Consider the following 24,563-nt stretch of genomic DNA (forward strand, 5'->3'; position numbering starts at 1 on the left):
ATGCCGTTTGATGTCGACCCCCGTTTTCGGACAACTGCACAGCAGGCCCGCGATAGACGTCGCCGACGCAGCACGCTGCGCATTTGCGCTGTGGCCTTGGTCTTGGGCGCATTTGCGGGTTTGTTGTGGGGGATTGCCGGCTGGTATCGGGGCACTGGCGGCAACGTCGCGGTGATGGCGGAAAATGCCGAGGGGGCGGACGAGGAAGCCTTCGCATTGGTCCAGAGCGGGGAGAATGCCCGGTCTTCGATTGATGTTGAACGGGTGAACTCTTTCATTGATTTGCGCCGTGATCCGATGATCCTGCATTTTGCCGGAACCAAAAGCGATCTATCGAAGAACCTGCCGGCCCCGACCGGTTTTGCGCAGGGGCGATTGATGCGCAACGGGCCTGATGCGGTTCTCGCCCTTAAGGACAGACTGTTTGTGGCAGAGCGCCGGTTGGTCACAACCCTGCCGTCCAGCCGGGATGATTTTGCCCTGTTTAAAGCACAGCGCAGTCAGGGACTGCGCGCGGTGCGCCAAACACCCATGGCTGCACCAGCAACGCAGGGTCAGGTTGTGGCCGTTGAGGAAGAAAGCAGTTGGGGCACCTTGATCGGACCGGCACAAGAAGCGGCAACGGCAGCGGTTTATGTGGAAACGCAGATCGAGAACACTACCAGCACCGCACTTACCCTGCGCGAGAGCCAGCGAAAACAGTTGTATAAAGACGAGATCATCGTGCTTCAGGCCCCGCGTGATCTGGCGAATGTGTTGATGTCTGGTGGGCTGAGTATGAGCGAGGCGGCGGGCATCGCCCGCGCAGCATCGCAGAAACTGACCTTGCTCAGCCCATTGGCCACCGGTTCTGTGGTGGCGCTGCGGATGCGCCCCGGGGGGCGGTCGGGGCAGCTAATGCAGATGTCGGTCTATAGCCCTCAAGGGTATCTGGCCAGTCTTGCACAGGTTGGCGCGGGGCGTTTCGAACCGGCTGCTGATCCTTGGATTGACGCTGATCTCTTGTCGCGCTCGGGTAAGGTCAGGCAGGAGGCGGGCAAACCCGGCGAGGTGCGCTTGCTGGATGCGCTTTATTCTGCGGCGATCCGTAACGGCATGTCGACCAGTATTGTGGGCGAATTGATTGTACTGATGTCGCAACGGTTTGATCTGGATCGGTTCGTGGCGGACGGGGATGAAATGGTGCTTTTACGAGCGGCGGATCCGGGGCCGGCGGGGCGCGGCCTCGGCGCGGTTCTCTATGTCGGGATCCATGGGCCAACACAGACCATGCGCTGTTACGTGCTGGCCAGTGCCGATGATTTCAGCTGTTTTGACTTTGACGCGCCATCGGGGGGCGGCGTAAGTTTGGGAGGTGGGTTTCTGGTGCCGGTGGATGGGGTCAAAACATCGGGTTTCGGGCCGCGTCACCATCCGATCCTCAATCAGGTGCGCAACCATAATGGGGTGGATTGGGCCGCGCCCACGGGCACGCCGGTTCTTGCGGTTGCGGCAGGGCGCGTGACACGGATCGGTGATGGCGGGGGATATGGCAACGTGATCTATTTGGATCATGGTGGCGGTGTCGAAACGCGATATGCGCATTTGAACGCTTTTGCTAAATCCTTGAAGAAAGGGGCACAGGTCGCCGCAGGCGAGGTCATCGGTTTTGTCGGAACCACAGGGCGCAGCACGGGTCCGCACCTGCATTTCGAATTACATGCGGGTGGCAAACCGGTTGATCCACTGACCTATGGCGGCAGCGGTGAAGGCCGCGCAACACAGGCGGTTGATGCCCTGGTAAACCAGATTATCCGCGTTGAAAGTGCGGGTGTTGCAACCGCGAAAAACCCGCTTTCGACAGCGACGGGACTGGGGCAATTTATCCAAAGCACATGGCTGCGGATGATGCGGGACTACCGGCCCGATTTGGTACGCAAGATGAGCCGTGCGCAATTGCTGGCCCTGCGCACGGACCCGGCGCTTAGCCGTGAAATGGTGCGCAATCTGGCGCGCGAGAATGAAGCTTTCTTGCGCGCGCGCGGTCACAAGATCACTGCCGGGCGGTTATATCTGGCGCATTTTCTGGGGCCGGGCGGGGCGCATACCGCCCTGCGCGCCAATCCGGAGGCCAGCGTCTTGTCCGTGATGGGCGCGCAGGTGGTCAATGCGAACCCGTTTCTGCGCGGAAAAAGCATTGCTGATCTGCGGGCATGGTCGGACCGCAAGATGCGGCGCAAGGGCAAAACGCCGCGAGCGTCCGCGCCCGTGCGGCGTATTCCCCCTCACGCCTTGGCATATCGCGCCGCGGTGGATGCGATGTTGGTCGAGATGTAAAAGCGTGGACAGTTACGTTTGAAATGAACGTCCTGTGCCGGACGCAGCTGAGACGCGCGCTTCTGTCGGGCCATGGTTGCTCAACGGGGCAAAAGAACGTTTCCCGACCTGTGAAGGACGTCGGAAAACGTATTCTTACTGCAATTCATGAAATGCCAAAAACACCCGAAAGGCGCAGGGCAAAAGGGCTGAATTTACCGCGCGGTGCTGGCGTTGAACGCTTCTTTCACGGCTTTTTCGAAACCCTTGCGCACGGCAAACTCTTTCACGGTGCCGCCGCCAATGTATTTTGCAATGCCCTTGCCGGTCATCTTTACACCGCGGGCGAAGTAGACTGCATAGACCCCGTCAAGCACCAGACCGCGGGCAAAGTTCAGGAACATTTTCGACGCCATATTCCCAAAGCTGGCATCGCGTTGCAGGATGTCGAGGTCATATCGTGCCTGCATCGCCACTTCGACGACATTGCGCCCTTCGATGCTGATCGGGGACAACATTGCAGCAAGACGTTCGCCAATGCTGATTTTGCCGTCGCTGTTACCGTCACGATCATCAAAGAAGGCGACAACCGAGACCGCATCCTTTCCAATAAATCCGACGGCACCGATCGGCTCCGTACCGTATTTTTGGACAAGTACCCATTCCATCTTATCAGCAGCCATTACTCTCTCCTTCGTGGTTCTTAAGCAAAGTTATAAACAAAATTCCCGTCGTCTACCGACACTTCAACCGATCCGAATACGTCCCCCGATACCATGCGGCTTAGCACCTGACGGCTGAGATCGGGCAGGATCGAGTTGGTGATAATGTTGTCAATCATCCGCCCGCCACTGTCGGGGTCGCGGCATTGTTCGACGATATGTTCGATCACCCCGTCGTCATAGGTGATCACCGCGCCATGCGCACCTTTCAACCGCCGCTCTACCGCGCCGAGTTTCAGTTTGGTGATACCGGTCAACACATCGCGGCCCAGCGGAAAATAGGGGATCGAAACGATGCGGCCCAAAAGGGCAGGCGGGAAGACATCCAGCTGGAAGGGTTTGATCGCGGCCTCCAGCTCTTCCATATCCGGTGTGGTTTCGCCCGCTTCGGCCATTTCCATAATCACATCTGTGCCGACATTTGATGTCAGCAGGATGATGGTATTCTTGAAGTCAATCGTGCGCCCGTTACCGTCTTCCATGACGCCTTTGTCAAACACCTGAAAGAACAGCTCGTGCACATCGGGGTGCGCTTTTTCAATCTCGTCCAGCAACACCACGGAATAGGGTTTGCGCCGCACGGCTTCGGTCAGCCGTCCGCCTTCGCCATAGCCGACATAGCCGGGAGGGGCCCCTTTCAGCAGGGAGACTGTATGCGCTTCCTGAAACTCGCTCATGTTGATGGTGATCACGTTCTGCTCACCGCCATAAAGCTGTTCTGCCAAAGCCAGCGCGGTTTCAGTTTTACCAACGCCCGAAGGCCCGCACAGCATGAACACACCGATGGGTTTGTTCGGGTTGGACAGGCCAGCGCGGTTGGTCTCGATCCTCTTGGCGATGGCTTTCAGCCCGTGGTCCTGTCCGATGACACGTTCCTGCAAACGGTCGGCAAGTTGCAGCACGGCCTGCAATTCGTCTTGTACCATGCGCCCCGCAGGAATGCCGGTCCAGTCGCTGATCACGCTCGCCACGGCCTGCCCATCCACATGGGCATATACCATGCGGTTGTCGGGGTTGCTGCCCTCAAGAGTGGCCATGTTTTCATACATTTCCGCGCGTAACGCTTCGGGGTCTGGTGCATCTTCCTCGGGGGTCTCAGCGGCAAGCGAAAGACGTAGTTCCAGAATACGATCCACAACTTCCTTTTCGGCGGAAAAGCTGGCATCGAGTTCGGCCAGACGCGCCTCAAGCTTGGTCTTTTCCGCCTCCGCCTCGGTCAGCCGCTCCTCGTCGGTTTCACCCAGATCACGCTCTGCCATCTTGCTGGCGATCTCGCTGCTCAGGGCTTCGATCTTGTCTTTCGTATCGGCAATCCGGGCAGGAACCGAGGCCTGACTGACCGCGACCCGTGCGCAAGCGGTATCCAGCAACGAAACCGCCTTGTCTGGCAATTGCCGCGCCGGGATATGACGGTGCGACAGGGAAACGGCAGAAACAATCGCCTCGTCCGAGATGCGCACGCCGTGGTGTGCCTCCATCGGGCCAAGAATGCCGCGCAGCATAAAGCAGCATTGTTCGACCGTGGGCTCATCGACGCTGACCGGTTGGAAACGGCGGGTCAGGGCAGGGTCTTTTTCAAAATACTGACGGTACTCGGACCACGTGGTCGCACCGATGGTACGCAGGGTGCCACGTGCCAGCGCAGGTTTGAGAATGTTGGCAGCATCCCCCGTGCCCGCCGCACCGCCGGCCCCAACCAGCGTATGGGCCTCGTCAATAAACAGGATGATCGGCGTCGGGCTATTCTGCACCTCGTCGATGACAGACTTCAGCCGCTGTTCGAATTCACCTTTCATAGAGGCACCGGCCTGCATCGACTGGATATCCAGTTCATAGAGCAATGTGCCTTGCAACTTGGGCGGTACATCCCCGGCGGCCAAGGCCTGTGCAAACCCTTCGACAACAGCGGTCTTGCCCACACCCGCCTCTCCCGTCAGGATCGGATTGTTCTGGCGGCGGCGCAACAACACGTCGATGATCTGGCGGATTTCGTCACCGCGCCCCTTGATCGGGTCGGTGGTCGCGGCCACCGCGGTCATGTCCTTGGCAAACCGACCCAGCGGGGTGGCGGCGCCTTTGCGGTCTTCGCCTGTGCCGTCAACATCGGGCGAGGACAGGCCGCTGCCATCCATCGGCGGCATGGTGTCTTCTTCGGAATTGGCCCAGATTGTGCGGCTGTCCTGACTGATTTGCTCTGCCGAGATTTCGTCAAACACCATGGAATAGCGGGTTAACTGGCGTTTCAGATGGGGATCACTCAGCAGGGCCACCAAAACGTGGCCGGTGCGGATTTGTGGCTCTCCAAAGAACAGGGTCGCATAGGTCCATGCGTGGTTCAGAGCATCGGACAGAAAGTCGGAAATGCCGGGTGTTTCTGTCACGTTTTTGTCCAGCGCGGACATCGCCTTGTCGAGGTCTTTCAACACCCGTCCGCGATCCAACCCCAGTTCCGCTAGGGTCGCCGACAGATCAGCATCTTTGTTTGACAGGGAATAGAACAGCCAGTGACATAATTCGACAGACCGGTTGCGTTCGCTGCGCGCATGGCGCATCGCCTGCAAAAACGCGTCATAGCCGGCGCGGTTCATCTTGCCGGCGTATTTTTCGATTGTGATCTCGGTCATCGGGTGTCCTTCGCTATTCTAGGCGGCGGTCTGTTCAGGCTGCGCATGTTCAAGCGGTTCCAGTTCAAACCGTGTAACGCGCAGCAGGTGTTCGGGATTGTCGGGATCAGGTGCGATACAGGCCATCCAGCCCATCATGATTGTCTGGCCCAATACGGCAGGCCGTATCTCGGGTTTTGGCAGCCACAGCGCCACTTCGATGTCAAAGGCACGGCCCAGATACCAGAAGGTCAGATCGCGCAAGTGATCGTGATCCGTGCCGCCGGGCAGGAAGCGCAGGTAGGTGTCATAGTCCTCGACGTAAATCTGGATGGTGATCTTTTCACCAATGGACAGAACACGTTCACCAAGGTTGGCATCCCGCCCCATGGTTGCCGCCTGACGGCCCATCTGGCACAGGGCATTCGGTTCGAATTCCAGCCAGGCAGGTTCGAATTCATCAATGTCGATCCGCACTGCATTGCCGAAATGGACCTGCAACATCTGCCGCAGCTTCACCGGGCTTTTGATCCGCCCCGCAGCCAGAGGGGCCAGCCGTTGTTTGGCCGTATCAGGTACCGTGTCCCGATTGCGATAAGCCGGAGAGCCACTGCCGGTCAGGGACAGCACATAGGCCGAAAACCTGTCTTGTGTTTCGTGATCAAACTGGGTGATTGCGCGGGCATCCGACCAGGCGCGAAAGAACAGCTCCTGAAACCGGGCGGCAAAGATATCGGTAAAAGCGACAAAGCTCGGGTCGCCTGCATCAAACCAGCGCCGCACCTCTTCGGTCCAGACCAGCGGCAATGCGCCTTGTGGTCCGAAGAATCCCATAAACTGTGCCCGGATCATTGGCGGGCTGGCGTCCAGATCGACCCGCGCCATATCGGCATCGGGAAAGGCCAGAAACGGGTCCTGCCCCAAGCGCACCAGCGATTCTTTTAGCCGCGTGTTCTGACCGATGCGCGGCGCGCCCTGGCCCTCGCGCTCCAGTCGGCGCAGCAGGTTAAACAGGCCCTGTCCAAACGCCGCTTTGGCCTGTGCATCACGCTGGTTCAGGATTTCGGTCTTGCTTGGCGCACTCATAGCAAGGGCCCGGAACCTGAACGGGGCGGAAACACCTTGATCTCACCGCGCTGCACGGTACGCACAACCGTCTGGGTAAAGCTGTTGACCGCGGCGTATTCCGACAGGAAGCGGTCCAGTACCGCAGCCAGCAACATCACGCCGGATCCCTCGTATTCCTCTTCATCGAAGGTCAGGGTCACCTCGATCCCGCGCGCGGTGTGAAACCCGTCGGCATGGGGGATCGTGCGGCCCACGGGGCGGGTTTCGACCTTGTTCAAGCCAGCAATCTGGGCCTCGCTAACGTTGTCGGATAGATCGGTAAACAACGACAACATCTCGCGCATGCTGGCGGCGGCATCCTTCCCATCACGGCTTTCCAACCCGTAGTGATTTAGCGAAAGGTAAGAAACCAGCCGCCAATAGACGTCACCTGATGTAGTGCGATGGGCGGCGCCGGACTCCAGGTCGGCAAGGCTGTCGGTGGGCGCGGTCGGGCCTGCCACACAGGATAAGGTAACGGTCTGGTCATCGCAGAAAAAGAAATCATTCTTGGACTGTGCTATGGGCAAGAATTCGGGCAGATGCCGGTTTGAGCACAGTGTGTTGATCTGCAAGCGCTGCACGATGTCATCACCGGGTGGGGCATAGATTGATACAAAAGTTTCGGTTCCGCGGTAGCGGTAGTTTGATGCGCCATAGCGATGTTCAGCGGCAGTCAAGCGGCGCGGGCGGCGGCGATAGGTATAATATAGTACCTGACGTGGATCTTTGGCATCGGGGGGCAGAGCATAGAGCGGGTAAACCTGGACCTTATTTTGCTGGCCTTGATAGAACGCCCAGACATCCTTGATTGATTGCACCTCGTAATGGGTGATCGGGGTCGAGTTGGGGGTAACAACAGCCTCGTGCTCTTTGGTGTTGATACGCACCTGCGAGGACATTTCCTCAAACTGGTTGATTGCGGGCGCGGCGTTCAGGGCGAAATGTTCTTTTTCAAGTCGCGAAGCGAGGGCGCGGTTCACCGTGTCGAATTCAAAGATCACTTCGACCTGTGATTGACGGACGTAGCGCAGAATATCGGCCAGCCCGCTCAGGCGGAAACCGGCGAATTTTCGTGGAAAAACAAAGAACTCACGCAGAAAGGCGAACCCTTCAAACAGGCGGGTGTTATGGGCGAACAGACGTTGATCCCGGTCAAAGCCGACCTGTTCAAGACTGTGTTGCGGCAGGGTGGCAAATACGGGGTCGCCCTGGGCGTTCAACCAGCGCAGCGAGATGCGGGTGGTGTCACAAAACAACTGTTCAAACAGGGCGACGCTGTCTTTCAGCGGGCCGGTCAAATGAACAATCAGTTCGTCCAGCCCTGTGTCAGCGCCCAGACCAGAAAGGGTCAGATCCGCAGGATCGGCCCCTTTCGCGCCCAGACGTTCCAGTGTCAGGACAATACCGGCCTTGGTGCCCTGTGCAATTTCCTGCCCCAGCGCGCCGATCGGCCCTGCCCCGGCGTGGTACTTTACATCGCTGACCGTCAACGGCCAGATTTTAAGCGGCGCCGTCAGCGCAAAACGGCAAGCGATTTGTTTGTCGGCATCTTTGAAACGGGCATCAATATAGGCACCGGCTTCAAACGGGATGCCCTTGGCGAGATCGGTGTTCTCAAGCGGCAGGTTGGCCTGCACCAACATCGCTGACGGGGTGGGGGCCAACGCGTCGGGAAACACCTGATCCAGCAATTCATGCGTGAAGGTTTTGAATTCCTCCTGCATCTTGGTCTGAACCCGGGCGGCCAATAGGGCGCTGCCCTCAAGCAGGCCGGAAACGGTTGGATCAAGGTTTTCCTCGACCAGCCCGCCCAGCCTGTCGGCCAACCCCGGATAATCATGGGCAAATTCGGCGGCGCGCTCTTTGAGCAGCGCCAATTCGCGGTTATAGGCTTCGCGCAGGGCGCGTTTCATGCCTGCATCCTCAACTTAGACATTTTCATTTTGCCGGCGGCCATATCAACCTCTGCGTCAAAATCCAAAGGGATATCAATGGGATCGCCCATTAGTTCAGCAGAAACAGAAATCGACAACCGCTGACGATTATCACCGTCAGGTTCGACAACCGTTACTTCGATGCTGTCGCGCACCAGACGCGGTTCGTGATTGATCAGGGACTTGCGAATGGTCTCTTTGATATGGGGGCTGTTGATGTCAGCGGTTGCGACACTGGATAAATCGCCAAACCCGTAATTCGCTACAGAGGCCGCGACATGGGGCAAGTCCTGCAAATCAACAACCGAGCCAAGCTCGACCGTGTTCAACAGCGCGTTTAGATCCGTCTCTAGATAGCTGCGCAGGGTCGCTTCGTCCAATCCGTCACGGCGTTGCAGGCTGCGTGGACCGGCATCAGAGGTGCCTCCCTTCGCATCCCCTGCTTCGAATGAGTTGCGGAATACTTGAAGGATGGAAACCTTGGCGCGCTCGCCCTTGCGCCATATGCGCCGGGCTGCAAGTCGCTTGTCGGTTGGGGCGTTTTGCATAATCTCGCTTGCGTTCGGGCCAACCATGGTTGGCTATCCCAAGGGCCTCAGACGCAGAGGCGGGCCCGAAGGCCAGCCTCTTGGATATCGAAACAAGTGACGGCTTACTTGCCCCAGGTTTTGTTCTCGGCAATTTCCCAGCCGGCCATGCTTTCGGGGCCCGCCGCACCGGACTGCTCCTGAAAGGTATAGGTGACCTGGAAACGGCGCATGTTCAGCGTCAGTGTTTCCTGAACACGGTCCAGACCATCTTTGCTGCCACCGGTGTTGTAGGTGCTGATGATGATATCTTCCATGTCGATCTTGAGGTAATCAACCGGCGCTTGACCGCCTGATTTGCGCACCACAAGCTGACCGCTTTTGATGTGCTCGCCTGAGCAGCAGCGCGCGATCAGATCGTGTGTCGCTTTGTCAACGTATTTGCTGATTGTGATATCGCTGACGTCAACCTTGCCGCCGCCGCCACCGCCGCCCTGATGGGTCGTACCGGACTGTACCATGCCCCAGTTCCAGGACAGGATGTCGATCCAGTCGCGGTGCTTATCGTCCTGAGACTCACCTACAATGTTGTTGTCGAGATACAAAAAGCAATCAATGGCCATCTAGTTCACTCCTTTTGGGACTTTGGAACCCGACGCGCGTAATTGCGCGGCAGGAAATCTTATAATTATTTACCTGTTGGCAGCTTGGATACGAGGCTCATCCCGATATCCATGCCTTCCAGTTGGAAGTGAGGCTTCAGGAAGAACTTGCCCTGATAGTAACCAGGGTTCAATTCGTCCTCTACCACCTCTACTTTTGCGCCGGCCAAAGGCTTTTTCGCCTTTTCGAATTCGCTGGCGCTGTCTGGGTTTCCGGAAACATATTTATTGATCCACGCCTGCAAGTCCATCTGAAGTTGCATTCTATCGGGGCTTTGCCCGATTTTGTCGCGCACCATCGCCTTGAGGTAATGGCTGAACCGCGACACGGCGAAGATATAGGGAATACGTGACGACATATTATCTGACGCGGTGGCCAGATCATCGACATATTTCTTGGGGCGGTACAGGGATTGCGCCCCGATGAACGCCGCCTTGTCGGTGTGTTGCCGGTGGATAAGGCCGATCAGGCCCGCTTGCGACAGCTCCCCTTCACGACGGTCGGTGATCGACACTTCGGTCGGACATTTGAGGTCTTTCGAACCATCACCGGTATCAAACAAATGCGTCGGCAGGTTTGCCACTTCACCACCCGAGGTCACGCCCCGAATGCGCACGGTCCAGCCGCTCTCTTTAAAGGCACGGTTGATGTTGGCCGCCATCGCATGGGCCGCATTCATCCAGGAATACATCTGGCCGCCGTGGCCGTCCGTGTCTTCGACAAAGTTGAACTCTTCTACAACAGAATTGCTGTTGGGGCCGTAAGGCTCGCGGGCCAGAACGCGGGGCAGGGTCAGCGCAAGGAAACGTGCGTTTTCGCTGTCGCGCAGGCTGTTCCACTGAGCATATTCCGGTGTTTCGAAAATCTCGCTCAGGTCTGGCGGCACGGAAATTTCGTTCCAGCTGTCAAGGCCCAGCAATTCAGGCGAGGCACCAGAAACAAAGGGAGCCAGTGACGCTTCGGCGATCTTACCGATGGAGTTCAGCAAGTTTACATCCGGAGATGACTGGCTGAAGTGATAATCCCCGATCAAACACCCAAACGGCTTGCCGCCCAACGTCCCAAGGTTTTGTTCATAGACCATGTCATGCAGCGGGGATTTGTCCCATTTGGCACCGGGATAACGGCGCATCATCGCCTGCAACTCTTTTTTGGAGATGTTCAGAACCTTGACGCGCAGGGTGCTGTCGGTCTCGGCGTTGTTCAGTGTATAGGCCAGGCCGCGCCAGCTGCTTTCAAACTGCTGGAATTGTTCGTTGTGGATGATCTCGTTCATCTGGTCGGACAGCTTTTCGTCAAGCTTGGCCAGCATCGCATCCAGCGTATCAATCACATCTTCCGCAATCAGCGACTGGTCGCCCATCGCTTCGCGCACCAAAGCGACAACGGCATTGTCGACTTCTTTGGCAGCCACTTCAGAGCGTGGCTTGATCGTTTGTTTCAGGATATCCGAAAATTCGGAAAGCTCGTTTAGCGCCTCTGCGCCCTGCTGGTCTTCCTGTTGTGTTTCATTGGTCATCTTGATCTCTTTTCCGGCTAAACTGCTGACATGTGGGGCTGTTGCCGCCTACATCAGTCATCATCGGTGTCGGGTCCGGCACGATCAGCCAAGGCTGCCATCAGTTCGGGGTCGCTCAGCAGCTTTTGCAGATGCTCCTGTGCTTTGGGTTTCGCGCTCATGTAGCGTTGCAGGTTTGCCAGTTGCTCCCGCGCTTCGAGGATTTTTCTCAGCGCTGGAACCTGACGCGCAATCGCAGCTGGCTCAAGGTCTTCCATCTTTTCGAATTGGAGATCCACGCCCATCTTCTGGCCACTGTCGGGGTCCAGTTTGTTGCCGACCATAAAGGTCATGCCGGGTTTGGTCGCGCCCATGTAATCATCAAGGGTGTCTTTGGTCACATCCGAAAATTTGCGGTCATCTGCCGCTTCGGGTTCAACACCGGGGTTGTTCCCCGAAAGATCGGACATCACGCCCATGACAAATGGCAGCTCGACCATTTTTTCGCTGTCATAGGGATCTTCGTATTGAATTTGCACGCGGGGCGGACGGTTTCGTTTGATGAAACCGGAACCAGAATCAGACGCCATTCATACTACTCCAAGAAAGTAACTTTGGTTTTTCACTCAAAAGTGAACCAGCGTTAACCATCAAAGTCAACGTTGCGCCATCTCTTAAGAATTCAGGCGAAAGGATATTTGGCAAAGCAATCATATTCACGGGTTTGTTTCCACCACTGGGACCAGTTCGTCAACCAATGATTGAAAATCGCGGGCAAGATAACTTCGGGCACGTTGAAGCAAGAGCGGAACCGGTGAGGATCGTTCGGCAGTGAGAAAATAGGTCTCAACCGCGCGCATTGCGCCTGCGGCCTGATCGCCGGACAGAACCCGTGGTGCGGGGCCTTCAGGTTCTTGGGTTTCGTTCTCTGGTGTCGGGCTTTGCGGGGCACTGTCGGTCAGTTGGCGCAACCGGTCGATGTTCAGGGAAAATCCGGTTTGGGGGCCGAAATCGACAATGGCCTGACTGGCCTTCTCCGGCAGCAGGGTTTCCAGCGCCTCGATCAGTGGGCGGCCAATCAGCAGACGCGCTTGCGTGACCAGCAACAATGCAGCCGAAGAGGGCTCGTGGCGACGGTAATAATGTTCGCAGGCCTCAAGCGTGAGCCTTGCGTGGGTATGGCTGGTGATCGCATTGGCAGGCGGTGTTTCCTGCACCGCAGTATTAACCGCGGGTGTGTCATCGGTTTGCGCAGGCTCTGGCGTGGCCGAGATTGGTGTCTCTGCCGCCCGCAACTCTGGGCGTGCCGCACTGATCGCGCTCAGCATTTCCTGCACTGTTGTCGTGAGGAGATCGAACGCGGGGGTGAAGGGCGTAGTTTCGTGCGCCTGACAGGTGCGTGTGATCCGGGCCAGTGCCTCTGAAAGGCGCAGCAACGCGGCATGGTTGACCGATAAGCGCTTTTTGTTGCCGGGATCACCCAGCGCGTCTGTCATCATGCCGGGCGTCAGGTCTTGCTCGTTTTGCAAAGGGGTCAGCGCACCGGCGGCGACACGGATTTTCCGCAAGCTCACCTCGTCGGTGCCGGTTAGCCCCAGGAATTGCAGCGGTTGGATAAGGGTGATTTGGCTGTTCAGATCCCCCAGCGCGTCCCGCCGGGCAGAGATGCCATCGGCGAAACCGGGGTGCAGGTCATCGCCATGGGTTTCAAGCAGCGCGGCAATTGTGTCGATGGCATCCGCCACAGGTTCAAGCCGGCCAGCCAACGCCTCCCATTGGGCCAGAAGCACAAGCAGACGGATGTCGCGGCTGCGGGCCAGCAGGCCGTTGATCTCGCGACGTTCTGCAGTGATGTCCACATCACCTGTGTCAAAGATCATATCCTGCGAGGTTGTGCCGTCGGGCCGCTCTACACCGGGACGGTAATAATAGGCGGGCAGCCGCCCCAAAGCACCGAAATAGTAATCCTCATATCCGGCGTCCATTGTCGCATCCAGATCAGGACCGCAGGGGGCGTTCTCGGCAACAGGCATCAACAATTCGTCTAGTGTCACGGGTTATTCCCCAATTCATTTGTTCCGCAGGTAAGGCGCAAAATCTGCTACCGTCAAGGTTGATCCGGTTTTCCAGTCGCATCAGCGTAAGCTTTGGCAAAAGCGCGCAAAAACACGTCAAGCATACCGTGATCTCCGGTGCTGGCTTTTGCGTCCCAGCGTTTGACAAAAGCATCCCAGTTTCGGGTCTTCTTTGATCCGCCAAGCAGGTTACCGGAAGTCCCTTCGCGGTCGGCAATCTCATCCGGTGCAAGGCCGCTCAGGACTTCGGCCAGTGCCGGTTGGAGGGCGGCAAACACTGCCGTCTGGTGCTGGCGCAGATCGCTCAGCGCGTTCTCGAACCCTTCCGCGCCGTTTACAAAACCGTCGCGGGGGGCAAACAGCAAGGCGGCAAACGCCTGATCGCTGTCTTGCAGGAATTTCATCGGATTGTTGCCCCGGGCGCTGCGCATGGTGCGTTCGCCACTGCGGGTGAAATGTTTGACGCTGGCGCGGTCCCTCAGCATCAGCATGACCTCGTCCACCGTCACCCGTGCGCTCTGGCCAAGAGTTTCGATCAACAGCAGAGGGTCAACCCCTTCGACGGCTTTGGGGTCAATGCCGGCACCGGTACAGAAGGCCGCCAACACCGCTTGCCCATCCAGCTGGGCGGGCGCGTCTGCCGGTGCGGGGGCCGAAGGAGGCGGGGCAGGAGATGGGTGGTGCTGGGGCGGCGTTTGGGGTCTGCTGCGGGTCTCTGGTGGATTGCCCACTGGTGGCATTGGCATCGCTTTTGGTGCCGCCAGTGGCGGCGGCGGCGCATTCACGTGTTGCGGGGCCGGTTGTCGCACCGCGTCGGCTTTGCGTGCCTGCACGTCGGGTTGCTGTAGGGATGGGCGCGCGTCGTGTTGCGGGCGCGAGGGCTGCTGAAGCGGTACAAAATCATGCGCCATTTCATCAAGGTGATGTGGGTTGGCAGCAGCAGGAGGTAACGGGTTAACCGGTGCAAGGCCGCCAGCATTGGCGTCGCCTGCCATATCCCAGGGATCGGCATCTGTGCCGATGCCGCCCCAGGGATCAATGGTGACGCCGGCTTGCTGCTGGCGCGGCGGTGGGGCGGCATCTCGCGTGGCCAGTTCCACAGCGATAACATAATGGCCAACAATCAGCCGCTCGCCGCCTTTCAACTGAATCGGGCCGTCAATCCGGTAGTGGCTGCCTTGCAGGTAAGTGCCGTTGGTCGAGGTATCCCGAAGCCAATACCCGCCCTCATGAAACTGGATGTCAAAGTGGTGGCTTGAAACATGTTTGGCCGGATCGGGCAGAATCCAATCCATTGACGTACGCCGTCCGACACTCGCCCCTCTTTCATCAAGAGTGATCCATGTCGGTCCGCCATCTTCGAGCGTGTCAAAATTATCGATTCGCAAACGCAATGTCATTGCAAACCAACTTGCGCGAAAATTACCGTCAATTCCAGTGGGATATGCCGGAACAATGGGGAGCCAGAGCTGTCAATTTGCCGCCCTAGGTCGCGTGGTAAAGCACTTCGGCCTGATCAATAAACCGGGCCAGACGAATTGACCGCGCCTGTAAGTTGGACTGCGCAAGGCAGGACAATACGGCAGTGTTCAACGCACGTGGCCCTCGATGGGCCGGAACCCCCGCGGGATCATTGGGGGCAATTGCGCCGCCAGACCAGCCCGTCGCCAGCCCCAGATAGGTGGCCGGGGTCAGCACCGGCGCATAAAGTGCAGCCTTCATCGCGCGGTAGCGGTTTTCGTTATCGGGGTACTGGGTCCAATTTGCCACCAGCTCCATCATCTCGCGGTCTGCATTACTTAGCGCATCGCCCGACTGGCGCAGGCATTCATATCCCCACCAAACGCCCATCTTTGGCATGGTGGCGAAGGCAGTGAATGTGACCGCCTCTTCCGGAGTGGTCGAGGCCCGCAGTCGGTAAAGATATTCAATCGCCCTTTCGGTTGCCGTTGGGCGGTGCAGCGTCAGCTGGGACACATGCGGCATTTTGGCATAGAGTTCCGCCGGCGTGGCATAGCGCAACGCGGCCAGCGGCGGTTGCGTTTTGTCTGGTTCGGCAGTGGATGCAGGATCATCGGGCGTCATATTGCCAGAGTGTCGCGGAAAATCCGGCGACGTCAATCCATCGTCATATATATCCGAGAGACAAACCCGGACGGGTATCGGGGTTTTCGCTACGGCTTTCACTTGTACATCAGCCAGAAGTTTTCCATTCTACCTAAGGGCGCATCCGCATTTGATTGGTGGGCTGTGAAATGGCGATTCTTTGGGCGATTCTAAATAGGATCAGTGGGTTTTATGAATTTAGTTCTTAATCAAGAAAACCGGCCAGCTATCCTGACCACTATGTTGGGAGAAACGGAACTGGTGCTGTTGCGTTTCACCGGACAGGATGCGGTGAATGATCTGTTTGAATATCGGATCGAGGCAGTATCGCTGAAGTCGGATATTGATCTGAACGCGCTGATGGGCACCCACGCGCATGTGGCGTTCTCCAACCAGCTGCACGGGCCGCGGTTTTATGACGGGATCATCACGGATGCTGAAACGCTGGGAGTCGGGGATGGTGGTTACCTTTACTCGCTGACTTTACGACCGTGGTTGTGGCTGGCGGATCAACGCCAGAACCAGCGGATTTTCCATAATAAAACAGTCGTCGAAATTATCGAGGAAGTCTTTGCCGACTGGGCCGAGGCATCACAGCCGCTGTTTGATAACCGTCTGTTGCAGGATTACCCGGTACTGGAATACACGGTGCAATTTGGCGAAACTGACCGTAATTTCATTTGCCGCCAGATGGAACGTTTTGGCATTAACTATTGCTTTGATCATCAGGCTGGGGCGCACACGCTGGTGATGACGGACGACCCGCTGAGTTTTAGCGCCATCGCAGGGGGCACGCGGGATTACTACAACTCAGTTGATGATCATAATGCCGATGACGAACATTTCTGGGACTGGCGGTCCGGCAGGGGGCTGACCACTGGTGCGGTCAAGCTTACTGATTTTAACTTCAAAACACCCAAGGCCGCGATGCAGGTCAGCCAGCTTTCGGGGCGTACCCATCCGCATGGGCAGATTGAGTCCTATGCCTATCCGGGTGATTATCTTGAGGCGGGGACCGGCAAGGGACTGTCTCAAACGCGGCTTAAACAAATCGAATCTGCCGATCACCGGCAGCGCATTGTCGGCAACGCCCCTTCGCTGTCATCTGGGTTGGCGCTGGACCTGACCGGTGATGAAATTCCTGGGCGCAAGCCGGGCACGCTGATCTGTCTGGAAGCGCGCCACAGCTATTCCGCCAATGGCTATCAATCAGGCGGTTCAGGCGGCGACACGGCGTCATTCAGCGGCGAATATGTGCTGACACCGGTGGATGCACCCATCCTGCCGCCGCGCACGACATATATCCCCCGTATCCACGGGCCACAGACTGCTATGGTTGTGGGTGAGGGCGAAATTGACTGTGATGAATATGGGCGGGTTCTGGTGCATTTCCATTGGGATTTGCAAAAAGCCTATTCGATGCGTTGCCGCGTCTTGCAGCATTCTGCCGCTGGTGAATATGGCGGTATGGTCATTCCGCGGATCGGCATGGAGGCGGTGGTTGAATTCCTTGAGGGGGATCCGGATAAGCCGCTGGTCACCGGCTGTGTGTTTAACGGCAAGACGGATCGGCCCTATTCCCTGCCGGGGCATAAAACGAAACATGTGATCCGTGCAGATACACATGAAGGGTCCGGCTTTAACGAGATCAGCTTTGAAGCACAGGCCGGTCAGGAAAACATGGCGATCCATGCACAAAAGGATCAGACGATCCGCGTGCTGAATGACCAAAGCGCCAATATCTCGGCCAACCGTGTGGAACAGATCGGGGCTAATGCCTCGCTTAATGTTGCGGCAAACTCGATGGAAAGGGTTGGCGCAAACAAGAACATTTCTGTCGGTGGTGGTGGCATGGGCTTGCTGAAAATGCTGATGCCGCTGGTGCAGGCTGGCGGCAAGTTCATGAAAAAAGGGGCCAACAAAGCTGGATCAGGAGCAGGCGTTGGTGGCTTTGCGGGGATCGTTGCAGGCGTGTCTGATTTGCCAAACGAGTTGGCCGCGATTGCGATGAAGGGGCAATTCACCGGCTCTGGTGGCCACCGGAACGCGGGTGGTGCGGACCAGCTGGGCAAGGGTGCCACCATGGCGCGGTTGTTGCAGATGATCATGCCGTCCTCGGGGACAATGAATGTCACGGTAGAGAAATACAAAAAGGAAACCGTTGGCGCAGGATCAACCGAGCAGGTTGGTTTGGCGAAAAACGTCCTGGTCGGCAATGTATTGACCACCTCTGTGGGCAAGCTGATGCAGACCAAAGTGGGCGAGGACTACGACCTTGAGACCAAGAAATCCATCTTCAGCCGCACCCGCAAGCATACGCTGCACGCCAAGGATAAATTTGTGATTGGTGGCCCCGGCGGCACGATCATCATCGACAACAGCGGGATCACAATCAAGACCAAGCACCTTAAGGTGAAATCGCCCAAAGTTGATTTTACATCCGGTGCGCCGGATCAGGTGGATGCGTTGAAATCGGACAAGCCGTTCGCGCAGGATTGTAAGGGGAAGTAAGCCATGGACCTGCCTGAATTCATTTCCCCGCCGCCAGAAAAAGAAGCGGTCGAATTGGCGCTGGATGCGTTGATCTTTGATCCATTGGAAGCGGATGAGGCCAAACGGACGGAGGCCGAAGACGAAGAGACGCCACCGCTTAAGGCATATTTGCTGCTCGACGCTTCAATTAATCCCGACATTCCGATCTGCGTTGACGCATTTTCAGAACCGGCGCGTTGCCTGTTTGACGGTGCCGCCTTTGAAGACCTTGGCGATGTTGGGCCATGGCTGGTCGAGTTGCGCCGCTTCGGGGATGCCTGGGACTGGTTTGTCGAAGACGGCTATGGCCAGAACTGGGGCATCATCCTGCACACACGTCTGCCGCTGATGCGCCTGAAAACGCAGATGAAAAAGTTTATCAAGATTGAGGACGAGGACGGCCAGACCTATTTTTTTAAATACTATCGCCCGCAACATCTGAACGCCTATCTGCCGGCGTTTGATGAGGCGCAGAGGGTCAGTTTCCTGCGCGGGGTCGATGCGGTCTTTGCCGAAACTCATCAGGATTACGTGCATCTGCAACGCCACAAGTTGCGCCCGGATGGCAGCCTGCAAAGCCGCCATGTTGATTTGGTCGAAACCGGGATGCCGCTGCGCATTCAGCCACCTTCCGAAGAAGATGTCGCATTATTGCTGGCCAAGGCCGCACAAGACCCCGCGACGGCCGGATGAAAGGAGCCACCTTATGAGTAGCAAACCTCTCGCTATTTTAGGAATGATGCACGTCTGCCCCAAGGTTGAGCCGGGCCCGCGGCCCCATGTCGGCGGACCAATCATCACCGCCGGTCAAAGCCATGTCAAATTCAACGGCATCCCCTGGGCGGTTGAAGGAGGGGCAGCCCTTTGCACGGGTTTACCGGGGCCGGATAAGCACAAAAAAGGGTCTTCCAAGGTCAAAATCAACGGCAAAGGTGTGATGCGTATCGGTGATAGCACTGGCCACGGTGGCAAGATCGTGGCGGGTGTGCCCGTGATCAAAGTGTGCTGACGAGCGTCCCGGCATCTTTGTTTGCTGGATTTGCCGATTGATGGGCTGTTTTCCTCCCGGCTAGGCCGTATATTTGCCATATGGCGGTTCAGATTTCGCACAGGATAGACAGGCGCGGCATGTACAACCCCAAAGGCAACGGCAAGGAGAAAGCGGTGCGCGAGGTGGCGTTTACCGAAGCTGAACCGCCGGCTCATTTGCAAGGTATCGTTCACCGGTATCTGGAGTTGAACACCCACGGATCTCTGCCCGAAGCGTATCGCTTCCACGCCCTGCCGGATGGCTGCACCTATATTGTATTTGACCAGCTGACACGGCAAGTCGCTGGCGTGTCCCGCCTTCGGGCGCAGTCAGAAGAGTTTGATCTGGGCAGGAAATTTCATTTTATTAATATTCGATTGCTGCCCGGTGTCTGGCAGGGCGACCCGACCGAGGTAACCCACGGTATGGTCGACAAACCCTATTACGGGGCCTTGCCGCTGATCGAGGTAAACCGGAAACTGGAGAAACAGGGGTTTGAGCAAAGTCAGGATATTCTGTCGGCGCTGATGGATATGCTGGTGGCGCAAAAACTGGTTGCCCCTAACCCTGTCACTGAAAGAATATTCCAAAATCTGGACGATATCTCCTCTGTGGCTGAGATGGCAGAATTGTCAGGTCTGTCGGCGCGTCAACTGCAACGGATCTTGAAACGCACCACCGGTTTTACGCCACATGACTTCCTTAAGATATTGAGAATACAGCACTCCTTGAATGGCGGTGACATATGGTCTTATGCGGATCAAAGCCACTTCATCCACTCGTTTCGTAAAGCGACGGGATATACTCCGGGGAAATATGCCCGCAAATTCGATGTCTGAAATCTACAATACAGGGGGCAGGCCCCTTGGTATCCAAGTGTCAGAACAACACATGAATTGGAGATTGAGATGACAAAGATGAACGCAGTTGCCTGGTTTGATATCTATGTGGACGATTTGGATCGGGCCGTAAAATTTTACGAAACCGTATTGGGCCAACAGTTGGAGGCCATGGGTGATCCGACCGGTGAAACCCAGATGATGAGTTTTCCTGCCGATATGGGGGCGTATGGAGCTGCGGGTGCGCTGACCAAATCACCCCATGCCGGACCGGGTGTCGGGGGCACCATTATCTATTTTTCTGCACAGGACTGTGCGGTTGAACAGGCGCGGGTCGAGGAGGCGGGCGGCAAGGTGATCCGGCCCAAATTTTCGATCGGGGAATACGGTTGGGTGGCCTTATGCCAAGACACTGAAGGCAATATGTTCGGCTTGAATTCGATGCAGTGACAACAGCAATGAAGGTTAATGGGCGGCCCGTAGGGTCGCCCATTTGCATTTTTAATGTCCCCCAAGAAAAAGAATTGGTTTCGGTGACATTGTCACCAAGGTCTCCGGAGATTTGGGTTAAACATATGTTTATAACTTATCGATGGAGTGAGACATGGCAACGAACATGGGAAAAATCGACCGCGGCTTGCGGCTCGTTATTGCGGCGGCACTTCTGTTTGTCGCCTTTGGCACTGCGATGTTGGGGTCGGGTATTTTGTTCTGGATCGCACTGGTTGTCGCGGGTGTGTTCACATTGACAGCTTTTGTCGGCAACTGCCCGCTCTACCGGATTGTGGGCCTTAAGACATGTCAGGACTGCTGATGATCGAAACGGCGTTTACACCTCTTGCTTCTCTGGTTGGCGGGGTCCTGATTGGCCTTGCTGCCACTCTTCTGATGCTGGTTGCCGGGCGCGTCATGGGGGCAACCGGCGTTCTGGCCGGTATCGTCCAACCGGCCTCCGCTCAGGATTTTGGTTGGCGGGTGGCTCTTTTGGCGGGGATGGTTTCAGGACCGGCGGTGGTCTGGTTGATCTCTGGTGACATGCCGGCGTTACAGGTGCCCAACTCAACCGCAGCTTTTGTGATCGGTGGCCTGATCGTGGGGTTCGGTGTTACTTTTGGTTCGGGGTGTACTTCGGGTCATGGTGTTTGCGGATTGGCGCGGCTTAGCCCCCGATCCCTTGCGGCAACCCTGACATTTATGGCCTGTGCCTTTGTCACCGTGTTTGTCATTCGCCACGTTATCGGAGGCTGAGCATATGAAGTTGATCGCAATTTACTTTATCGGGATTATCTTTGGCGTAGGGATTTCGATCTCAGGCATGGCCAACCCGGCGAAGGTTTTGAATTTCTTTGATGTTTTCGGAACATGGGATCCGTCGTTGATGTTTGTGATGGGTGGTGCGCTGCTCACGACGTTCATCGGGTATAAATTGGTTTTCGGGCGCAAGGCACCGATTTTCGACGGTACGTTCAGGGTACCGACATCCCGCAGCATTGATGCCAAACTTGTTGGCGGCTCAGCGGTGTTTGGGATTGGCTGGGGTATCGCAGGGTTCTGTCCGGGCGGTGCCCTGCCGGCCCTCGGCACTGGACGCTGGGAAGCTTTTGCTTTTGTCGGCGCACTGATTGCCGGCATCGTTATTGCGCGATGGATCATGAATCGGCAGCCCGCAGCAGAAGCTGCTTAACGCCCGCCATTGGGTGGGTGTCAAAACGCAAACAAGGGAAAGCTACCGTCGACCTGCGAGATGTTGGTTGCGGCGGCAAACCCCTGAAATGATGATGAAACAAGAAGGCGTGGCGGCCACATGGTCCTGCCTGCGCACCCGGAGGAGAGAAAATGTCTGACTACCCTGTAAATATGGATATCAAACCCGACGTTCAGGCGCTGTTTGACGAGGCCACGAACACAATCAGCTATATCGTCAAAGATCCTTCGTCCAACGCCTGTGCCATCGTGGATAGTGTGATGGACATCGATTATGCCGCTGGGCGGATCACCTATGGCCATGCGGATGAACTGATCCGCCGGATCGAAACGCAGGGCCTTAAGCTGGAGTGGATCATCGAAACCCATGTTCACGCGGACCATCTGTCGGCGGCCCCCTATATCCAGCAGAAACTGGGTGGTAAAATCGGCATCGGTTCAAAAATTCTTGTGGTTCAGGACACCTTTGGCAAGGTTTTTAACGAAGGCACCGAATTCCAGCGCGACGGAAGCCAGTTCGACCGCCTGTTTGAAGACGGCGATACCTATATGATTGGCAATATGCAGGCCTTCGCCATCTATACGCCGGGACATACCCCTGCCTGTATGGTGCATGTAATGGGCGATGCCGCTTTTGTCGGTGACACGCTGTTCATGCCTGATGGTGGCTCCGCGCGCTGTGATTTTCCGGGCGGCAGCGCAGAAGAGCTGTACGAGAGTATTATGAAAGTGCTGGCCCTGCCGGATGAAACACGGCTGTTCATGTGCCACGACTATGGGCCGAACGGGCGGGATATTGCGTGGGAAACCACTGTCGTTGATGAAAAGGAACACAACATCCATGTTGGCCGTGGCAAAACCAAGGAAGATTTCATCAAGTTCCGCACAGAGCGTGATGCCCAGCTTGATATGCCAAAGCTGATTATTCCGTCCCTTCAAGTGAACATGCGCGCAGGTGAGGTACCGACCGATAAGGATGGTGTACCGATGCTTAAGGTGCCGGTGAACGCACTTTAACTGGCGCAAGGCGCCACAGGAAACCCGGTTCCGGTGCCCGCCGTTTATGCAAGCTGCGTGGTTTGCCGTAGGAATGCGAGACCTCAAGGCTGTGATCCTTGGGGCCAAGAATAGCACCCTGAGGGCTGGCTTTGTCTGACCGTAAACTTAACCACGATGGCCGCCTGGCCGTTGCAGATGCTGGCCGAAATTAGGGGTAAGAACATGAATTTGAAGAAATTGACTGACAAGGTTACCGTCAGTCCTCAGATCACAGCCGAAGATATGACCGCGATCAAGGCGGCAGGTTTTCGTGCGATTATTTGCAACCGGCCTGACGGCGAAGGTGCCGATCAGCCCTCATTCGGAGAGATCGAGGCAGCGGCAAAAGCGGCGGGCATTGAGGCGCGGTATGTGCCCGTTCAAAGCGGCATGGTGAAAGATGATGATGTTGCCGCCTTTGCCGAAGCGATGGGCCAAATGCAGCGCCCGGTGCTTGCTTATTGCCGCACAGGCACACGCTCAGCGACGCTTTGGTCCTTTCATGAATCCCAGAAACGCCCGATGCCGGAAATCCTCGCGGCGACCAAGGCCGCCGGATACGATATGAACGGGGTGGCGCGGCGCATTGCCAACGGGGGCAAGACGCCCACCGATACAGGGGATGCACAGTTCGAAGTTGTTATTGTCGGGGCAGGGGCCGGTGGCATTTCTGTTGCTGCCAGCCTGAAGTCACGCCAGCCCGATCTGAAAATCGCAGTCATTGATCCGGCTGACATTCACTATTATCAGCCCGGTTGGACCATGGTCGGCGGCGGTATCTTTGATCCCCAGTCCACGGCCAAGACCATGGGCAGTCTCATTCCCGAGGGTGTGCATTGGATCAAATCCGCGGTTGCGGCTTTTGAACCGGAGAAGAACGCGGTCATTCTGGATGGCTGCCGTGTGGTGAAATATGACCGTCTGGTGGTTTGTCCGGGCCTGAAACTGGATTGGAACGGCATCGAGGGGCTGGAGGAGACCCTGGGCCGCAACGGGGTCACGTCCAACTATCGCTATGATCTGGCACCCTATACCTGGGAGCTTGTCCAAAACTTGGAATCGGGGCGTGCGCTGTTCACCCAGCCGCCGATGCCGATCAAATGTGCCGGCGCCCCGCAAAAAGCGATGTATCTGTCGGGGGATGCATGGTTTCGCAAAGGCGCGCTCAAGGGCATTGATATTCAGTTCATGAATGCCGGCGGCGTGTTGTTTGGGGTCAAGGACTATGTGCCGGCCCTGATGGAATATATTGAAAAATACGACGCGACGTTGAACTTCTTCCATACGCTTGTGCGGGTCGATGGCCCGGCCAAACAGGCGACGTTCAAAGTGGCGAAACCGGACACTGATGCAACGGAAGTGACGGTAGATTTCGATATGATGCATGTCTGCCCCCCGCAAAGTGCGCCGGACTTCATCAAGGTATCGCCTTTGGCGGATGCGGCGGGTTGGGTCGATGTTGACCAGACCACCCTGCGCCACAAAGCCTATGACAATATCTGGTCGCTTGGCGATGTGATGAACGCCCCCAATGCCAAGACCGCCGCCGCCGCACGGATGCAGGCACCAACAGTGGCGGACAATATCGTTGCTGACATCGCCGGTCGCTCTGCCGTGGCGCAATACGACGGTTATGGATCCTGCCCACTGACGGTGGAACGCGGCAAGATTGTTCTGGCTGAATTTGGCTATGGTGGTGTTCTCAAGCCAAGCTTTCCGTCTTTCCTGTTGGATGGCACAAAGCCAAGCCGTGCGGCATGGTTCCTTAAAGAGACCTTGCTGCCGCCAATCTACTGGAAGGCCATGCTGAAAGGTAAAGAATGGATGGCCAAGCCGCAAAGGCTGGAAGTCGCAAACAAATAACCCCCCTCTTTTTCCCCCAATGCA

At 56.9% G+C, this 24,563-nt stretch carries 22 protein-coding genes; 11 read left to right on the plus strand and 11 right to left on the minus strand.

Annotation, left to right across the window (positions count from 1 at the left end):
- Nucleotides 1–2,316 (plus strand): M23 family metallopeptidase, encoded by a 2,316-nt coding sequence (locus tag HKX44_RS17485; protein ID WP_276152764.1) that lies wholly within the window; start codon nt 1–3, stop codon nt 2,314–2,316.
- Between the two features lie 194 nt (nt 2,317–2,510).
- Here the strand turns inward: HKX44_RS17485 and HKX44_RS17490 are convergent, their stop codons facing one another.
- From HKX44_RS17490 to HKX44_RS17540, 11 genes are all read right to left on the minus strand, one after another.
- Nucleotides 2,511–2,978, minus strand: a complete 468-nt coding sequence (locus HKX44_RS17490) for a hypothetical protein (RefSeq protein ID WP_276152763.1) — start codon at nt 2,976–2,978, stop codon at nt 2,511–2,513.
- A gap of 20 nt (nt 2,979–2,998) precedes the next feature.
- Nucleotides 2,999–5,641: a type VI secretion system ATPase TssH gene (gene tssH / locus HKX44_RS17495; RefSeq protein WP_276152762.1), complete on the minus strand. Its 2,643-nt coding sequence runs from the start codon at nt 5,639–5,641 to the stop codon at nt 2,999–3,001.
- An 18-nt stretch (nt 5,642–5,659) separates the two neighbouring features.
- Nucleotides 5,660–6,706: a type VI secretion system baseplate subunit TssG gene (gene tssG, locus HKX44_RS17500; RefSeq protein ID WP_276152761.1), complete on the minus strand. Its 1,047-nt coding sequence runs from the start codon at nt 6,704–6,706 to the stop codon at nt 5,660–5,662.
- Nucleotides 6,703–8,643 carry a type VI secretion system baseplate subunit TssF gene (tssF, locus tag HKX44_RS17505; RefSeq protein WP_276152760.1) on the minus strand — a complete coding sequence of 647 codons (1,941 nt, stop codon included), beginning with the start codon at nt 8,641–8,643 and terminating at the stop codon, nt 6,703–6,705. Before tssF ends, tssG begins: the two co-directional genes overlap by 4 nt.
- A complete protein-coding gene (gene tssE, locus HKX44_RS17510) occupies nt 8,640–9,239 on the minus strand; it encodes a type VI secretion system baseplate subunit TssE (RefSeq protein ID WP_276152759.1) in 600 nt (199 codons plus the stop codon). Before tssE ends, tssF begins: the two co-directional genes overlap by 4 nt.
- 77 nt (nt 9,240–9,316) lie before the next feature.
- A complete protein-coding gene (locus HKX44_RS17515; protein WP_276152758.1) occupies nt 9,317–9,814 on the minus strand; it encodes a type VI secretion system tube protein Hcp in 498 nt (165 codons plus the stop codon).
- Nucleotides 9,815–9,879: 65 nt separating this feature from the next.
- Nucleotides 9,880–11,373 carry a type VI secretion system contractile sheath large subunit gene (tssC, locus tag HKX44_RS17520; protein WP_276152757.1) on the minus strand — a complete coding sequence of 498 codons (1,494 nt, stop codon included), beginning with the start codon at nt 11,371–11,373 and terminating at the stop codon, nt 9,880–9,882.
- A 53-nt stretch (nt 11,374–11,426) separates the two neighbouring features.
- Nucleotides 11,427–11,942, minus strand: a complete 516-nt coding sequence (gene tssB / locus HKX44_RS17525; RefSeq protein ID WP_276152756.1) for a type VI secretion system contractile sheath small subunit — start codon at nt 11,940–11,942, stop codon at nt 11,427–11,429.
- Nucleotides 11,943–12,068: 126 nt separating this feature from the next.
- Nucleotides 12,069–13,406 (minus strand): type VI secretion system ImpA family N-terminal domain-containing protein, encoded by a 1,338-nt coding sequence (locus tag HKX44_RS17530; protein ID WP_276152755.1) that lies wholly within the window; start codon nt 13,404–13,406, stop codon nt 12,069–12,071.
- Between the two features lie 53 nt (nt 13,407–13,459).
- Entirely contained in the window at nt 13,460–14,827 is a 1,368-nt protein-coding gene (gene tagH, locus HKX44_RS17535) for a type VI secretion system-associated FHA domain protein TagH (RefSeq protein WP_276152754.1), read from the minus strand.
- A gap of 85 nt (nt 14,828–14,912) precedes the next feature.
- Nucleotides 14,913–15,512, minus strand: a complete 600-nt coding sequence (locus tag HKX44_RS17540; RefSeq protein ID WP_276152753.1) for a hypothetical protein — start codon at nt 15,510–15,512, stop codon at nt 14,913–14,915.
- A gap of 213 nt (nt 15,513–15,725) precedes the next feature.
- On the opposite strand from HKX44_RS17540, the gene tssI reads away from it, so the two are divergent.
- The 10 genes from tssI (at nt 15,726) to HKX44_RS17590 (ending at nt 24,539) form a co-directional block, all read left to right on the plus strand.
- Entirely contained in the window at nt 15,726–18,044 is a 2,319-nt protein-coding gene (gene tssI, locus HKX44_RS17545; RefSeq protein WP_276153731.1) for a type VI secretion system tip protein TssI/VgrG, read from the plus strand.
- A gap of 3 nt (nt 18,045–18,047) precedes the next feature.
- The gene (locus HKX44_RS17550) at nt 18,048–18,758 is read left to right on the plus strand and encodes a DUF4123 domain-containing protein (protein ID WP_276152751.1); all 711 of its coding nucleotides are present in this window, start codon (nt 18,048–18,050) and stop codon (nt 18,756–18,758) included.
- Nucleotides 18,759–18,771: 13 nt separating this feature from the next.
- Nucleotides 18,772–19,074, plus strand: a complete 303-nt coding sequence (locus tag HKX44_RS17555; RefSeq protein ID WP_276152750.1) for a PAAR domain-containing protein — start codon at nt 18,772–18,774, stop codon at nt 19,072–19,074.
- Nucleotides 19,075–19,193: 119 nt separating this feature from the next.
- Nucleotides 19,194–19,934, plus strand: a complete 741-nt coding sequence (locus HKX44_RS17560; RefSeq protein WP_276152749.1) for an AraC family transcriptional regulator — start codon at nt 19,194–19,196, stop codon at nt 19,932–19,934.
- 69 nt (nt 19,935–20,003) lie between these two features.
- Nucleotides 20,004–20,384, plus strand: a complete 381-nt coding sequence (locus tag HKX44_RS17565) for a VOC family protein (RefSeq protein ID WP_276152748.1) — start codon at nt 20,004–20,006, stop codon at nt 20,382–20,384.
- A 154-nt stretch (nt 20,385–20,538) separates the two neighbouring features.
- Nucleotides 20,539–20,748 carry a DUF2892 domain-containing protein gene (locus tag HKX44_RS17570; protein WP_276152747.1) on the plus strand — a complete coding sequence of 70 codons (210 nt, stop codon included), beginning with the start codon at nt 20,539–20,541 and terminating at the stop codon, nt 20,746–20,748.
- On the plus strand, nt 20,733–21,182 hold the full coding sequence (locus HKX44_RS17575; RefSeq protein ID WP_276152746.1) for a YeeE/YedE thiosulfate transporter family protein: 450 nt from the start codon (nt 20,733–20,735) through the stop codon (nt 21,180–21,182). The genes HKX44_RS17570 and HKX44_RS17575 overlap by 16 nt, the downstream gene beginning before the upstream one ends.
- 4 nt (nt 21,183–21,186) lie before the next feature.
- On the plus strand, nt 21,187–21,618 hold the full coding sequence (locus HKX44_RS17580) for a DUF6691 family protein (RefSeq protein WP_276152745.1): 432 nt from the start codon (nt 21,187–21,189) through the stop codon (nt 21,616–21,618).
- A gap of 152 nt (nt 21,619–21,770) precedes the next feature.
- Entirely contained in the window at nt 21,771–22,655 is an 885-nt protein-coding gene (locus HKX44_RS17585) for an MBL fold metallo-hydrolase (RefSeq protein WP_276152744.1), read from the plus strand.
- Nucleotides 22,656–22,859: 204 nt separating this feature from the next.
- Entirely contained in the window at nt 22,860–24,539 is a 1,680-nt protein-coding gene (locus HKX44_RS17590) for a bifunctional protein tyrosine phosphatase family protein/NAD(P)/FAD-dependent oxidoreductase (protein WP_276152743.1), read from the plus strand.
- The last annotated feature ends 24 nt before the right edge of the window (nt 24,540–24,563 follow it).

This window comes from Sulfitobacter sp. M05, from assembly GCF_029285175.1.
Lineage (GTDB): Bacteria > Pseudomonadota > Alphaproteobacteria > Rhodobacterales > Rhodobacteraceae > Sulfitobacter.

Excerpts from the sequence above, each read along its gene's own strand:
- tssI (WP_276153731.1), top strand. The coding sequence starts at position 15,726 with ATGAATTTAGTTCTTAATCAAGAAAACCGGCCAGCTATCCTGACCACT.
- HKX44_RS17490 (WP_276152763.1), bottom strand. The coding sequence starts at position 2,978 with ATGGCTGCTGATAAGATGGAATGGGTACTTGTCCAAAAATACGGTACG.
- tssG (WP_276152761.1), bottom strand. The coding sequence starts at position 6,706 with ATGAGTGCGCCAAGCAAGACCGAAATCCTGAACCAGCGTGATGCACAG.
- HKX44_RS17555 (WP_276152750.1), top strand. The coding sequence starts at position 18,772 with ATGAGTAGCAAACCTCTCGCTATTTTAGGAATGATGCACGTCTGCCCC.
- HKX44_RS17560 (WP_276152749.1), top strand. The coding sequence starts at position 19,194 with ATGTACAACCCCAAAGGCAACGGCAAGGAGAAAGCGGTGCGCGAGGTG.
- tssF (WP_276152760.1), bottom strand. The coding sequence starts at position 8,643 with ATGAAACGCGCCCTGCGCGAAGCCTATAACCGCGAATTGGCGCTGCTC.
- tssC (WP_276152757.1), bottom strand. The coding sequence starts at position 11,373 with ATGACCAATGAAACACAACAGGAAGACCAGCAGGGCGCAGAGGCGCTA.
- tssH (WP_276152762.1), bottom strand. The coding sequence starts at position 5,641 with ATGACCGAGATCACAATCGAAAAATACGCCGGCAAGATGAACCGCGCC.
- HKX44_RS17580 (WP_276152745.1), top strand. The coding sequence starts at position 21,187 with ATGAAGTTGATCGCAATTTACTTTATCGGGATTATCTTTGGCGTAGGG.
- tagH (WP_276152754.1), bottom strand. The coding sequence starts at position 14,827 with ATGACATTGCGTTTGCGAATCGATAATTTTGACACGCTCGAAGATGGC.
- HKX44_RS17565 (WP_276152748.1), top strand. The coding sequence starts at position 20,004 with ATGACAAAGATGAACGCAGTTGCCTGGTTTGATATCTATGTGGACGAT.
- HKX44_RS17590 (WP_276152743.1), top strand. The coding sequence starts at position 22,860 with ATGAATTTGAAGAAATTGACTGACAAGGTTACCGTCAGTCCTCAGATC.
- HKX44_RS17485 (WP_276152764.1), top strand. The coding sequence starts at position 1 with ATGCCGTTTGATGTCGACCCCCGTTTTCGGACAACTGCACAGCAGGCC.
- HKX44_RS17540 (WP_276152753.1), bottom strand. The coding sequence starts at position 15,512 with ATGACGCCCGATGATCCTGCATCCACTGCCGAACCAGACAAAACGCAA.
- HKX44_RS17570 (WP_276152747.1), top strand. The coding sequence starts at position 20,539 with ATGGCAACGAACATGGGAAAAATCGACCGCGGCTTGCGGCTCGTTATT.
- HKX44_RS17575 (WP_276152746.1), top strand. The coding sequence starts at position 20,733 with ATGTCAGGACTGCTGATGATCGAAACGGCGTTTACACCTCTTGCTTCT.
- HKX44_RS17515 (WP_276152758.1), bottom strand. The coding sequence starts at position 9,814 with ATGGCCATTGATTGCTTTTTGTATCTCGACAACAACATTGTAGGTGAG.
- tssB (WP_276152756.1), bottom strand. The coding sequence starts at position 11,942 with ATGGCGTCTGATTCTGGTTCCGGTTTCATCAAACGAAACCGTCCGCCC.
- tssE (WP_276152759.1), bottom strand. The coding sequence starts at position 9,239 with ATGGTTGGCCCGAACGCAAGCGAGATTATGCAAAACGCCCCAACCGAC.
- HKX44_RS17585 (WP_276152744.1), top strand. The coding sequence starts at position 21,771 with ATGTCTGACTACCCTGTAAATATGGATATCAAACCCGACGTTCAGGCG.
- HKX44_RS17550 (WP_276152751.1), top strand. The coding sequence starts at position 18,048 with ATGGACCTGCCTGAATTCATTTCCCCGCCGCCAGAAAAAGAAGCGGTC.